General features: G+C 34.5%; 15 protein-coding genes. 4 read left to right on the plus strand and 11 right to left on the minus strand.

The features are described from left to right. Positions 1-33 precede the first annotated feature (33 nt). From nikC to fabL, 9 genes are all read right to left on the minus strand, one after another. Positions 34-927 carry a nickel transporter permease gene (gene nikC / locus BN349_RS13855; protein ID WP_425457696.1) on the minus strand — a complete coding sequence of 298 codons (894 nt, stop codon included), beginning with the start codon at positions 925-927 and terminating at the stop codon, positions 34-36. Between the two features lie 24 nt (positions 928-951). Next, on the minus strand, positions 952-1956 hold the full coding sequence (locus BN349_RS13860; RefSeq protein WP_019242925.1) for an ABC transporter permease: 1005 nt from the start codon (positions 1954-1956) through the stop codon (positions 952-954). A 71-nt stretch (positions 1957-2027) separates the two neighbouring features. After that, entirely contained in the window at positions 2028-3635 is a 1608-nt protein-coding gene (locus tag BN349_RS13865) for an ABC transporter substrate-binding protein (protein WP_019242926.1), read from the minus strand. Positions 3636-3690: 55 nt separating this feature from the next. Beyond that, positions 3691-4662, minus strand: a complete 972-nt coding sequence (locus BN349_RS13870) for an ABC transporter ATP-binding protein (RefSeq protein WP_019242927.1) — start codon at positions 4660-4662, stop codon at positions 3691-3693. Continuing rightward, on the minus strand, positions 4655-5650 hold the full coding sequence (locus BN349_RS13875) for an ABC transporter ATP-binding protein (protein ID WP_019242928.1): 996 nt from the start codon (positions 5648-5650) through the stop codon (positions 4655-4657). The genes BN349_RS13870 and BN349_RS13875 overlap by 8 nt, the downstream gene beginning before the upstream one ends. Positions 5651-6214: 564 nt before the next feature. Then, positions 6215-7960, minus strand: a complete 1746-nt coding sequence (locus BN349_RS13880; protein ID WP_019242929.1) for an ABC transporter ATP-binding protein — start codon at positions 7958-7960, stop codon at positions 6215-6217. Positions 7961-8262: 302 nt separating this feature from the next. Beyond that, entirely contained in the window at positions 8263-8790 is a 528-nt protein-coding gene (gene ntdP, locus BN349_RS13885) for a nucleoside tri-diphosphate phosphatase (protein WP_019242930.1), read from the minus strand. 372 nt (positions 8791-9162) lie between these two features. Then, on the minus strand, positions 9163-9381 hold the full coding sequence (locus BN349_RS13890; protein ID WP_019242931.1) for a gamma-type small acid-soluble spore protein: 219 nt from the start codon (positions 9379-9381) through the stop codon (positions 9163-9165). A gap of 75 nt (positions 9382-9456) precedes the next feature. Further along, positions 9457-10206 carry an enoyl-[acyl-carrier-protein] reductase FabL gene (gene fabL, locus BN349_RS13895; RefSeq protein WP_019242932.1) on the minus strand — a complete coding sequence of 250 codons (750 nt, stop codon included), beginning with the start codon at positions 10204-10206 and terminating at the stop codon, positions 9457-9459. Positions 10207-10417: 211 nt separating this feature from the next. Between fabL and BN349_RS13900 the strand changes: the two genes are divergently transcribed. Next, a complete protein-coding gene (locus tag BN349_RS13900) occupies positions 10418-10642 on the plus strand; it encodes a hypothetical protein (RefSeq protein ID WP_019242933.1) in 225 nt (74 codons plus the stop codon). Positions 10643-10850: 208 nt separating this feature from the next. Here the strand turns inward: BN349_RS13900 and mutY are convergent, their stop codons facing one another. After that, on the minus strand, positions 10851-11963 hold the full coding sequence (mutY, locus tag BN349_RS13905; protein ID WP_019242934.1) for an A/G-specific adenine glycosylase: 1113 nt from the start codon (positions 11961-11963) through the stop codon (positions 10851-10853). Positions 11964-12265: 302 nt separating this feature from the next. On the opposite strand from mutY, the gene BN349_RS13910 reads away from it, so the two are divergent. From BN349_RS13910 to BN349_RS25420, 3 genes are all read left to right on the plus strand, one after another. Further along, positions 12266-13246 carry a metal-dependent hydrolase gene (locus BN349_RS13910; protein ID WP_019242935.1) on the plus strand — a complete coding sequence of 327 codons (981 nt, stop codon included), beginning with the start codon at positions 12266-12268 and terminating at the stop codon, positions 13244-13246. Positions 13247-13454: 208 nt separating this feature from the next. Beyond that, positions 13455-13607, plus strand: a complete 153-nt coding sequence (gene sspK / locus BN349_RS25415; protein WP_081591246.1) for a small, acid-soluble spore protein K — start codon at positions 13455-13457, stop codon at positions 13605-13607. 92 nt (positions 13608-13699) lie between these two features. Further along, entirely contained in the window at positions 13700-13852 is a 153-nt protein-coding gene (locus tag BN349_RS25420; RefSeq protein ID WP_019242936.1) for a YpzG family protein, read from the plus strand. Between the two features lie 74 nt (positions 13853-13926). Here the strand turns inward: BN349_RS25420 and BN349_RS13920 are convergent, their stop codons facing one another. Continuing rightward, positions 13927-14262, minus strand: coding sequence for a YfhH family protein (locus BN349_RS13920; RefSeq protein WP_019242937.1), 336 nt, complete (start codon positions 14260-14262; stop codon positions 13927-13929). Positions 14263-14264 lie beyond the last annotated feature (2 nt).

Consider the following 14264-nt stretch of genomic DNA (forward strand, 5'->3'; position numbering starts at 1 on the left):
TTTCTTCAGAGAGGGCTGTTTCCTTTTTTATTTTTAATTCTTCATCCTAGGATCTAATGCATCACGCAATCCATCTCCCATTAGATTAAAACCGAGTACAGTCAACATGATGGCTATACCAGGAAAAATCATTGTCCAAGGAGCTGTCGTTAAAAACGGCTTTGCATCCGAGAGCATTTTCCCCCATTCAGGATTAGGAGCTTCAGCACCTAATCCTAGAAAGCCTAAAGCTGCTGCTTCGATAATAGCTGTTCCAATAGCTAATGTACCTTGTACAATAATAGGAGCTATACTATTCGGTAAAACATGATGAATCAATATTCGAGTATTACTTAAACCGACTGCTTTAGCAGCCATAATATACTCTTCCTCTTTTACACTTAATACCTTCGATCGAATTAATCGACCGAAATTTGGGATATTTATAATCGCAATCGCTATTAAGGCATTTTGTAAAGAAGGACCTAAAACAGCAACGATAGCAATAGCTAATAGAATACTAGGAAAAGCGAGCAAAATATCAAAAAAACGTGATATTATAGCGTCGACCCACTTTCCAAAATAACCAGCTACAATTCCTAATATACTTCCCACTGTTAAGGAACCAATTACAGAGAAAAAGCCGACCCATAAAGAAATTCTTGCTCCATATATAACTCTTGAAAAAATGTCTCTACCAAAGTCATCAGTTCCAAACCAATAATCAGCCGATGGAGACTGTAATTTATTTGAGAGCTTTACTTCATTAATTCCTTGTGGAGCGATTACTGGCGCTAAAATTGCAACTACTATAAAGAATAAAACAATAATGGCACCGACTAAAGCCATTTTATTTTTTATAAAGCTTCTCCAGGCTTCTTGCCAAGGTGAAGCAGATTTTTCGAAGGAGGGTTTAATTGGAGGCTTCAAATTTTTATTAGCGGATATTTCCACGATTACATCTTCCTCCTCTTACCTATACTTTATTCTTGGATCAACAGCAGCATATAATAAATCCACTATTAAATTAATAAATACAAAGATTAAAGCAATAACTAATATGCCTGATTGTATTACCGGATAATCCCTATATGCAATAGCATCGTAAATGTAACGACCTACTCCTGGCCAGCTGAATATTGTTTCAGTTAAAATAGCTCCCCCTAATAATAAACCCGTTTGTAATCCAATTACCGTAATAACTGGAATAACAGCATTTTTTAAAGAATGCTTATAGACAACCCAAAACATTCTTAATCCTTTAGCTCTTGCCGTTCTAACATAATCAGTTCTCATAACTTCTAGCATTGTAGATCGAGTAATCCTTGCAATTATAGCCATAGGGATAGTCGCTAAAGCTACGCTTGGTAAAACTAAATGTCTTACTACGTCTACAAATTGATCCGTTCTTCCTTGCAATAAGGTATCTATTAAATATAGACCAGTTATAGATTCTACAGGATTTCGAACATTATCTCGCATCGACGTAGGTAACCAATCTAATTGAATGGAGAATATCCATTGCTCCATAAGTCCCAACCAAAAAATAGGCATTGAAACACCAATTAAAGCGATAATCATCGCGATATAATCAAACCATGAATTTTGAAACCAAGCACTAATGATACCAGCATTAACCCCAATGACAATCGCAATCAACATTGCACATGCTGCTAACTCAATAGTTGCTGCTAAATATGGCCAGATTTCACCACTTATTGGTGAATTTGTTCTAATCGAATTTCCTAAATCACCCGTTATTAAATCCCCAAGATATGTTATGTATTGTGTATACCAAGGCTGATCAAGACCTAGCTGTTTAGTTAGTTCTGCAATTGACTGTTTAGTAGCCGCTTGACCTAATATAATATGTGCGGGATCACCAGGTATTGCTCGAATCATGATAAATACAATAAATGAGAGTCCTAATAAGACTGGAATTAATAACAGTATTCTCCTGACTGTATAAGCAAACATATACCCTCCTCCTTTAAAAAATGAAAGAGAAAGGAAGTCCAATCTCAGAACTTCCTTCTCTTTACTAACCATTATTCTGTAATTTCGACCTCATCCATCCAATCTGATCCAGTTGGGTGTGCAATAAAGTTCTTCACTTTTGCGCTACCAGCTAATAATGGCTCAGAGTGTACAAGAGGAATCCATGGTGCATCATCTTTAATAATTACTTGTGCTTCATTGTATAATTTTTCTCTTTCTTTCTCGTCAACTGTAACTTGTGCTTTTGTTAACAGTTCATGAACCTTTTCATTTTTATAGTACGTATAGTTATTACTTCCAATACTATCTTGATCTAGTAACACATATAAGAAGTTGTCAGGATCTCCATTATCACCTGTCCATCCAAGCAAGAACGTATCCGCTTCTCCTTTTGCCGCTTTATCTAAATATGTTGCCCACTCATACGTAACAATTTTTGCTTTTACGCCAACTTTTTTGAAATCTGCTTGAATCGCTTCTGCAACTTTACGACCGTCTGGCATATATGGTCTTGCAACTGGCATCGCCCAAAGTTCAATTTCAAAGCCATCAGCATATCCTGCTTGTTTTAATAATTCTTTTGCTTTTTCAGGGTTATATTCGTAATCCTTTACTTCTGAATTGTAACCAGATACAACTGGAGGCATTGGATTGATTGCTGGTTCCGCAGCTCCTGAATAGAAGCCGTCAATTAACGCCTTTTTATCAACAGCATAGTTTAATGCTTGACGAACTAATTTATCTTTCAGCGGACCACGAGTATTTGTCAATCCTAAATATGCAACGTTAAAGGAAGGTCGTTTAAATATTTGTAAATCTTTATTACCTTCAATAGTAGGTAAATCACTGAAGTTTACACCTTCAATAATGTCCGCTTCACCTGTAGTTAGTGCGTTTAGACGTGCAGAGTTTTCTGGTATTACTGTATAAATAACTGAATCAAGCTTTGGAAGACCTTCTTTCCAATAGTCTTCATTTTTTACAAGCGTAATTTTTTCATTACGCTTCCACTCTTTAAATTTAAATGGACCAGTTCCTACTGGATTTTCATTGATTTTATCACCATATTTTTCAATAGATGCGGGACTTGAAATAGCAAATGGAGACATTGCGATGTTTTTTAAGAAAGGAGCCAATGGTGTGTTTAAAGTGAATTCAACAGTTGTAGGATCTACGGCTTTTACTTCTGTAATTCTATCCCCAAATTGTGAAATATAATAATCAAAAGTTGTTCCTTCTCCACCTTTTTTCCAACGATTAAAGTTGAATACAACGGCATCTGCATTAAAATCTGTTCCATCGTGGAATTTTACCCCTTCACGAAGTTTGAATGTGTACTTTAATCCATCAGGTGAAGCTTCCCATTCAGTAGCTAATCCAGGTTGAAGAGATGTATCAGATGCTCCAAACTCTATTAATGTTTCAAAAATATTTTTTGTTACCCTAAATGCTTCTCCTTCAGTTGTCGAAGCTGGATCAAGTGAGGTAGAATCCCCACCTCGTGCAAACACAACCGTACCGCCTGACTTACTTTCTGTTGTTTTTCCTTCATTATCCGTACCTTCTTTAGAAGTGTCTTCACTTCCTTTACAACCAATAAGTAGTACGGAAACTACCATAAGTAGCGATAAGAAGAGTACTAAACTTCTCTTTTTCATATAAAGCCCCCTTAATCTTTTTTACTTTTAAATTATTTATCATAAATGGACCATGTCATTGATTATATAAATGACATGATACATAATGACCCTCTTTCATTTTCTTTAACTCCGGCTTCGTAGTTTTACAAATGTCCATGCATTCTTTACATCTTGTATGAAAAGCACAACCTAATGGTGGATCAGCTGGGCTTGGCATATCCCCAACCAATAATTCTCTTTCTCGCTTAATAGTTGGATCCGCTATTGGCACAGCTGCTAATAAGGCTTTTGTATAAGGATGCAGTGGTTCTTCATATAAAGATTCACTATCACAAATCTCTACAATTCTACCAAGATACATAACTCCTACACGATCACTAATATGTCTAACAACACCTAAATCATGTGCAATAAATATATATGTTAGACCGAATTCTTGCTGCAAGTCCTCTAACAAATTTAATACTTGAGATTGAATCGATACATCTAAGGCGGAGACTGGCTCATCAGCAATAATTAATTTAGGCTTCGTCATTAAAGCACGAGCAATCCCTATTCGCTGTCTCTGTCCTCCACTAAATTGATGAGGATATCTTTTAGCATGATAGCTACTTAATCCAACTGTTTCTAACATTTCCTGAACAAGCTTCTTTCTTTCTTTTTGATCACCAATTCCATGAACAATTAATGGCTCTTCTAATATTTTCTCAACAGTATGTCGGGGGTTTAAAGAAGCAAATGGATCTTGGAACACCATTTGCAACTCTCTTCTCATCTTTCTCATTTCTTTATTAGAAAGAGTAGTTAAATCCTTCCCTTCGAATACAACTTTACCTTCTGTTGGTTCAATCAGTCGCATGAGCATCCTTCCTGTAGTCGATTTGCCACATCCTGATTCACCAACTAGACCTAGCGTTTCTCCTTTATGTACAGTAAAACTGATATCATCAACTGCTTTAACACTTCCTACCTGTTTACCTAAGAATCCGCCAGTTATCGGAAAGAACTTTTTCAGACTTTCAACTTGTAATAAAACATCAGTCATCTTTACTACCTCCTTGATCATGAAGAAAACAACGAACAAAATGACCTTGTTCCTCAACTCCATACAAAAGCGGAGATTCATTTAGGCATTTTTCAGTAGCAAATTCACATCTGGCCGCGAATCTGCAACCCTCAAGAATCGTGCCTGGTTTAGGTACATTACCCGGTATAGAAAAAAGTCTCGCTTTTTTAGCGTGAATATCAGGAACGGATTTCAACAAACCGATCGTATAGGGATGCTTAGGGTTTTTTAATATGTTTTCTACCGTACCTTCTTCAACCACTTTGCCCGCATACATCACTATGACACGTTGACAAATTTCTGCTACCACACCTAAATCATGGGTAATCATAATAATTGATGTTTCAAGTTTCTTATTTAAATCTTTCATTAATTCTAATATTTGAGCCTGAATGGTTACATCTAAAGCTGTGGTCGGTTCGTCTGCTATTAATAGACGTGGATGACAAGACAACGACATAGCGATCATAACCCTTTGTCTCATCCCTCCAGATAATTGGTGAGGATATTCTTTCATAATTTGCTCTGCACGTGGTAGTCCAACTAACTTCAGCATTTCTACACTTTGCTGAAATGCTTCCTTTTTTGTTATTTTACGATGTAATCGAATCGCTTCTATTAGTTGATTCCCAACCGTAAATAAAGGATTGAGAGAGGTCATTGGCTCCTGGAAGATCATAGCTACATCATTACCTCTTATTTGTCTCATCCGTTTTTCTGGTAAATCTACTAAATTTGTTCCATTTAACTTAATTTCTCCTCCAACAATTTTCCCTGGTGGCTGAGGAATCAGTCTCATAATGGATAAAGAAGTCACGCTCTTTCCACATCCTGATTCTCCTACAATACCAATAACTTCTCCCTTATTTATTGAAAAAGTAATATTATCTACTGCCGGTACCTCTCCATCACCTGTAAAAAATGAGGTTCTTAATTGATTCACTTCTAAAACTGGAGTCTGACTCAAAAACTCACTCCTTCCGAATCTAATCACTTTTAAAATAATACATTTTCACCAAAATTTACATTATAGTATTTTCATTCTATATAATTACACTCCAAACGTCTAGTTTTTTCTGAATAATTAAAATATTAAATCTACAAAACCTTATACTTTACACTTTTAAAGCGTTAATATATTTAAGTTAATGAGCCTAATTTTCATACAAAATTCATACTTCATTACACAATAACTATTATTTTAATATAATATTTATACAAAAAGCAAAACTAAGCTAACCATTATTTAGCCTTTTATACAATCAAAGAAATAGTACTAAAAAAACTTTAGCTTATAGGATTCTTCTAGCTTTCAAAAAATACTTAAAAAAAGTAACTAATGATAAGTGAAATGATTAGTTGTGATTTTCTTATTTCTAACCAATCCTTTACATTAGACAAAAAAGAGGCTGTCTCAAAAGTAATCTTCCATCACTTCTGGACGCCTCCACGATTCATATTACAACATTATTCTTCTAATAAAAGCTGATGTGCCCTTCATTATCATATGCTTAATTTTATTTAACCTCTATTATTGTAGCTGTTGAACTTGGAATAACTTATAGTAGTTACCTTGACGTTCCATAAGTTGTTCATGACTACCGACTTCCACTACTTTTCCATGTTCAATTAAAATGATGCGATCCGCGTGAGTTATAGTCGTTAATCGGTGAGCAACAATTATCGTTGTTCGATGCTTTGCTAACAGATCTAAAGATTCTTGAATTAAGTGTTCACTTTCTAAATCTAACGCTGAAGTTGCCTCATCCAATAATAATATAGGAGGGTTTTTCAAAAACACACGTGCAATAGCAATTCGTTGTTTTTGTCCACCAGATAATTTCACTCCACGCTCTCCTACTTTTGTATTATAACCATCTGGTAAATTCATAATAAATTCATGTGCATTTGCCGCTTTAGCTGCAGCGATTACTTCTTCCTCTGTTGCTGATGGCTTACCTAGTAAAATATTTGTTGCAACTGATTCACTAAATAAAATATTATCCTGAAGAACCATTCCTATCTTATCTCGTAAAGATCTTACCTTATAGTTTCGAATATCTTCTCCGTCTAGAAATATGGTCCCTTCCGAAACATCATAGAATCTTGGAATTAAACTGACTAACGAGGATTTTCCTCCTCCACTCATTCCAACTAGTGCTACTGTTTCACCTTGTTTGATATTTAAATTAATATTAGATAAAACGTTCGCTCCATTTTCTTCATAAGAAAATTGTACATGATCGAATACAATATTTCCTTTAACATTCTGACATTCCAATGCATCTTTGCGGTCTTCAATATCGTACTTTTCATCAATAAACTCGAATACGCGATCCATTGAAGCAATAGATTGAGTTAACGTCGTTGAAGAATTTACTAAGCGACGAAGTGGGCTATATAATCTTTCTATATATCCAATAAACGCTGCCATCGTACCAAGAGATAAAGCACCATTTATTGCTTGATATGCCGCAAAACCTATAACTAATAATGGTGCAATATCAGTAATCGTATTAACCACTGCAAAAGATTTTGCATTCCATTTTGTTTGTTTAATCGCCTTATCTAAAAAATTATGATTTTGCTTATTAAAATTTTGTTGTTCATGAGGTTCGATTACAAAACTTTTTATGACAGGCATTCCTTGAACTCTTTCATGTAAAAAACTTTGGACTTCAGCAAGTGCCTGTGATCGTTCTCTCGTTAATCCCCTAAGCTTCCCAAAGAAATAATGCACGGAAAAAGCATAAAAAGGTAGCAATACTAATGCTACAAATGTCAACTTCACATCCATGGTAAACATAATGATAATCGCTATGATTATTGTAGCAACATCTAACCAGACGTTCATTAATCCCGATATAATAAACGTTTTCGTTTGTTCGACATCATTTATTACCCTTGAAATAATCTCTCCCGTTTTTGTATTACTATAATATTTAAAACTGAGCTTATTTAAATGTGTAAATAATTGATTACGTATATCAAATAATATTTTACTACTAGTCCATTGCGCAAAATATTGACGATAATATTCAATAGGAGGTCTTACAAATACAAATAGTAAAAGGGCTATTCCCATAATAAAAAACAGCTTTTCCTTTTGGTCACTTATTGATAATGAAGGGTTGTTAATAATATCATCCATTACGTATTTAATAATTAATGGAATAAGAAGTGGAATTGCAAACTTTATAATACCAATGACAATGGTACCTATTATTGGCCACTTATATGGCTTTACCCAATGCAGATAACGTCTAATGCTCCCCATTTTTTTCATCCTTTTTCTCAATTTTAGCTATCCAAAATTAAATGGCTTACTTTATTTTTCACTAAAAACATAGAAAAAACAAATAATAATGACTGAATAACCATTCCCCCTTTAAAAACAATATTGTTTTTCAATTGGATTTTTTGATACACAGATAATTGAAAAGGTATACCCTTTTTATTTTTCACAAAAAAATGGGTAACATCTATTTTCTAATAAAAGATTTCCCTGGAGCGCGGAAATTAACGAACTTTTATACCTATTGCAAAAGAAAAAACCTGTTGTTATTTCAACAGGTTTTTTTACCGGTAAGTTAAGTATCTTTCGTACCATGAATCAACGAAATCAGCTGCAAACGGACCTTTTTGCTGTCTAATCCAAAAAATAAGTTGATTAACATTTTTCTTCAAAATCTTATCGATTACATCTGGATATTTCATTTCTTGTCGATGTCTTTCATATTCATCTTCATCTAACAGTTGTATAGTCATATCAGGAAAAACTTTTATATCTAGGTCATAATCAATATACTTTAGTGCTTCTTCATCACAAACAAATGGAGAACTAAGATTACAATAATAATACACGCCATCTTCCCTTAACATCCCTATAACATTAAACCAATACTGAGAATGAAAATAGCAAATGGCTGGTTCTCTCGTAATCCATGAACGTCCATCAGATTCAGTCACTCGTACGCGATCATTTGCAACAATCACTTGACTTTGTGACGCCTTTAAAACAGTGGTATCTTCCCAAACTCTGTGTATATGTCCGTTATGTTTGTAACTGTGGATTTGAATATTTTCTCCTTCCATGGGGATTATCATCGTTTTCTCCCTACTTTCTGATCAACACATATCGACCCTATTATTCAATTGTTTATACTCTGTTAACTAAACCATTTATCTTACTATTTATTATAGCGATTAAATATGTAATTTAAAACAAATCAATATAATAATTCCGAAAAAGCATACCTTTTTCATACGAATGAACAAAAGCACAAGTTCCTTAATCAGCTGTAACCAGCAATAAACGACCCTGAAGGTTGTTCTTGGACCACTAGAGGATTTTCCATCCCACTTAGTGCTAAACATATTCGGAAAATAAGTTATCCGCAAGTATCAATTTCTAATTTCCTAATCAAAAGTAAAAAGGAGCCCAAAAATGGGCTCCTTTACCTAACAGTTAAAAAATCGTTATTGTTGGCTATTTTGGCCATAGCTTCCTGAAGCTTGCGATTTTTTTGCTGCAGATTGTTGATTTTGTTTTTTAACTTGAGCTACGTCTGTTTGGCTTGCAAACTCTGTACCGTATTGTCCAGAGCTAGCTGAACCAGCAGCACCAGCTGCTCCTGCATTTTGTTGTTTAACGTGTTGAATATTTGTACCTGATTGTGTTTTATTATTGTTTGCCATTAATATCACCTCCACGCTCATTAATGTAACCAGGAGCGCAGTGGAATATAACAGTTAAACTAGTGCCAATTAATGTTAAACTAATAAAGAAATACCACCATCAACTACAATGGTTTGCCCGCAAATCATGCTAGAGTCTTCTGAAAGTAAAAACATAATAGTATTAACCATATCTTCAATTTCAACAATCCTACCAGCTGGAGTTGTATTAGCTGCTTCTGAAAGGATCTCCTCACGATTTGGGAAATGCTTTAAAGCTTCTGTATCTACAGCTCCTCCTGAAACTGCGTTTACACGAATGTTCATAGGAGCTAGCTCCACCGCTAAATATCGAGTTAATGCTTCAAGCGCAGCTTTCGATACACCGACAGCTGTATAATTTTTCAAATATCTTATCGCTCCAAGCGAACTAATATTTACAATTTTACCGCCACCATTAGCAGCCATTAACTTCGCTGCTTCTTGTGCACAAAACATGCTACCTTTGCTGTTAATATTCATTGTCCAATCCCAATGATTTTCTTCTAATTCTAAAATAGGCTTTTGAACACCTGATGCAGCATTGTTTACCAATACATCTAATCTTCCATATGTAGCTTCTATTTCTTCAAACATTGCTTTTATTTTCTTAACATCACCAATATTTGCTTTTACTAATAAAGCTTTTCTGCCTAAAGCTTCAACTTCTTTCACCACTTCTAATGCCGCAGTTTTGCTACGGGCATAATTAATAACTAAGTCATATCCTTCTTTAGCTAAACGAAGAGCTGTTTCTCTTCCTATTCCTCTACTACTTCCTGTAACTAGAGCTACCTTTTGAGACATATTCCTCAACCTTTCTTATTTTAGACTTGTTAAAGAATGCTGTTAAAATTGGTAACACATTTGCACATGACAAAATTCTTGCAATGTTCTCTCATTCATCAGATGAAATGAATGCCAACAACAACTTTCAACAGGGCCTTTTTTTAATTCACTCATTTTTTTCTTTCGATAAGACATACTATCATTACTACACTTTTAAGGAGAATAATTTATGTATGTTGGTAGAGATTTAACTGAACTATCCATGCTATCCAAAAAAGATTGGAAAGATAGTGAGCTGCAATATTTTCATCACTCCCTACAACAAATGGTACCTTATTTGAATAGTCAAGGACAATCGATTCATCTACAAATTGTAAAAGAAATCGAAAATCGTGGGGGACTGAAGCGAAATGAAGCAGATTATACACACAGTACAGAAGTTTCTTATGATTAAATATGAACAATCTATACCATTGAATTAAACTTCAGTTTTAAAAAGTAGCCTATAAGACCTTCCTTTCTAAAAGAAAAAAAGACAAGCCAATTTAAAGGTTTACACCTTCTAACGTGGCTTGTCTTATACCTTCAGATAAGCAACTTAGATCAGACATTAAACTCTTCTTTTTTCGTTCTAGCAACATATAATTACTCAAGAAAACTACTCAAGAAAACGAAGAATGTTCTTTATACGCCTTATACATTTTCTGAAATGGCACGGGAAAAGCCAATTCTTTCATTTCATCTTGTGAAACCCATTTTAAACGATGATCTTCCATTAATTCAAAAGGAATTTCTTCATCAACGATGCCAATATATGCATCAATATTCCATTTTAAATGCGAAAAAACGTGCTGAATTTGTACGAATTTATCAGAAGATAATCTAATTCTACTTTGATACTTTAATGCAAATTCATCTTCATAAACGTTACGATTTAAGACTTTCTTCTCTAGTGAAATACTCGGAAATTCCCAAAGATTTGCTAGCAATCCACTTGACGGGCGTTTTTGAACAAGTATTTTATTTTCTTTATTTTTTAATATAGCGGATATAAGATGAACCTGCTTTGACTTTTTAGCTTTCGTTTTAATCGGCAGCTCAGTTTGTTCACCTTTTGAAAAAGCAACACAATGCGTATTAACAGGGCAAAGTAAACAATGTGGTGTTCCTGGTGTACAAATTAAAGCACCTAATTCCATTAATGCTTGATTAAAAAAAGACGGATTTTCATGTGATATCAGAGCTCTTACCGCATCTTCAAAAATCTTTCTCGTTTTTGGTTTAGCAATATCTTCTTTTATAAGAAGAATCCTTGATAACACCCTCATAACATTACCGTCCACAGCAGGCTCAGGTTTTCCGTAAGCAATACTTAATATAGCCCCTGCAGTATAAGGACCCACACCTTTAAGACCCATGATATCCTTTACATTATCAGGTACTGTTCCTCCATATTTTTCAGTTACTTCTTTAACTGCGGTATGAAGATTACGCACCCTCGAATAATATCCTAAACCTTCCCATGCCTTTAATATTTTTTCTTCATCAGCTTCAGCAAAATCATACAGAGTAGGAAACCAATCAATAAAACGATTAAAATATGGAATAACAGTATCCACTCGTGTTTGTTGAAGCATGATCTCAGAAACCCAAATTTTATAGGGGTCTTGATCTACTCTCCATGGCAAACTACGTTGCTCATTTCTAAACCATGTAATTAAATCTTCTTGAAAATCATCAACCTCAAAATTTTCTAACGCTTGTATTTGATGCAAAATCGTTCCTCCAAAATGTTACAAATTCAAAAAAAAAGGGAATAAAATAGTGTCTAAGAAATCAATTTCTGTCATCCATCCACTTTACAAGAAAATGGAAAAAATTTTCCATACAAATTTTTTTCACATTATTTCATTATAGTCATACTAGTAATAAAGCACATAATATTTTAATTTAGTGTCAGCTTTGTATATAAATTCAATTCAAGACGAAAAATTTTATTAAATGCGATAAAATATAGATATAAACTTGATTGAAAAGCAAAGATGTTATGTAGCTCTGTTAAAGGAGGTTGCGACAATTGGATACTGGTACACATATAGTAATGGGAATAGGACTCGGAGCGTTAGCAACTTTAGATCCAATAGTTGCTGAAAGCTCATTAACAGCACAAGCCATCATGTTTGGTACTATTATTGGCTCACAAGCTCCAGACATAGATACCATATTAAAAATGAGAAATAATGCCGTTTATATAAGAAATCACCGTGGAATCACTCATTCCATACCAGCCGTATTATTATGGCCACTATTAATAACATTTGTAATATATGCTTTTATTCCAGAAGCCAATTTATTACATTTGTGGCTCTGGACATTTTTGGCTGTATTTATTCATGTGTTTGTTGATATATTCAACGCATATGGAACCCAAGCCCTTCGTCCATTAACTCAAAAATGGATTGCTCTTGGTATCATCAATACATTTGACCCTTTCATATTTGGAATTCATATAGCAGGGTTAATTCTGTGGGCGTTCGGAGCTGATCCAGGAAGCACATTTTTATTAGTTTACGTTATCATTATCGGTTACTATGTGGCTCGAATTCGTGAACACAAAGCAATCAAAGCATCGATAAAGCAAAATATACCAGACGCTCGAAAAATTATTTTATCACCAACAATGCGCTATCACAAATGGAAGGTAGCTATCTCAACTGAAAAAAATTACATTGTTGGTCACATGAACAATGGTCAATTAACGATTCTAGATACCTTTGCTAGAATTCCTTTACCGGACCATCCGGCTATAGATATAGCTAAACATGATAAAAATCTTGCAGCATTTTTATCCTTTTCTCCAATATTTCGGTTCGAAATGGAAGAAGGCGATGATTATGTTGAAGTTAGATTCATCGATCTACGTTACAGAAGCAATGGACATTATCCTTTTGTAGCGATTGTTAGACTAGATCAAGATTTGTCCATAACTAATTCTTATACCGGATGGGTATTTAGTGAAGAAAAATTAAGAAAAAAATTAAAAGTAGCAACGAACTAAAGCGTAACTGTCACTGTTCAGTTCCCTTCAGTACAAGATGCTAAATCTTTTACGCTGAAGATTTAACAAGACGCATGTGTGAGGTAACTTCAGACTGCTTCCCATTAATTTCTGCCTATATAATCGACGTTAAAAACCAATAATAACAGTACGCGATAAAGCATAACTCGCGTACTGTTTTTTACTTTTCCTTGAGGGGGAATTTGCTATTCGAAACAAAGCGAGAAATTTTCCTGCAGTTAATCGGTTCAGTGGAGAACCCAGAGCAAAGGCTGAATATGCATCTAAAAGAGCTGATGGAAGTATAAATACGCACCCAAAAGAACGTATGCTTCATTCATCACACCGTACGGATAACTAAGAGTTCCTTGGATTTTACCTTTTGAAACTGGACATTTACGTGAACAGATTATTATTCAAAATTTGAACGATCGATTCGGAGGTTGAATATTAATGGTAAATAAGCGTTATCAACGTCATGATTATAATAGTCCTTTTCACAGCTTGTGGACGAATAAAAAGCATGCAAAAGCTCAGGTAAACGGCCAAACAATGCAGACACAGCCTCTTATCATTCTAGAAGTTGAAGCAAGAAAACGGTCATAGCAAAGGCGTAGTATCAATATTGAGTATACTAGCCTACGCCATGCAAATAAAAAGAAGAATAAGCCGATGATGGCTTATTCTTCTTTTTTATTTTGTACTTCTTCAAGCATAGATATTGGAATGCCTTCTTCTTTTCCATTCCCGGACAATCGATATCCCCATGCAAAAACACCGTTCATATATTCTATTTTAAAGTAACTCCCAGGATCACCTTGAATGGAATAGATCACACCTGGGGTAAAATCATCAGGATTTAATAAATATGATTTTGCCAAGATTGCCTTTCTCTCCAAAACAGCAAACTCATTAACAATACCTAACTGTTCAGCCTTTCTAGCTTTTTCATGAAGATGAGAAATTTCTTGCTGTAGTTCATATCTAGTCATTGCACTATAACGTTTTTCATCCATTT

The organism is Bacillus sp. AP8 (assembly GCF_000321185.1).
Lineage (GTDB): Bacteria > Bacillota > Bacilli > Bacillales > DSM-1321 > Bacillus_AD > Bacillus_AD massilioanorexius.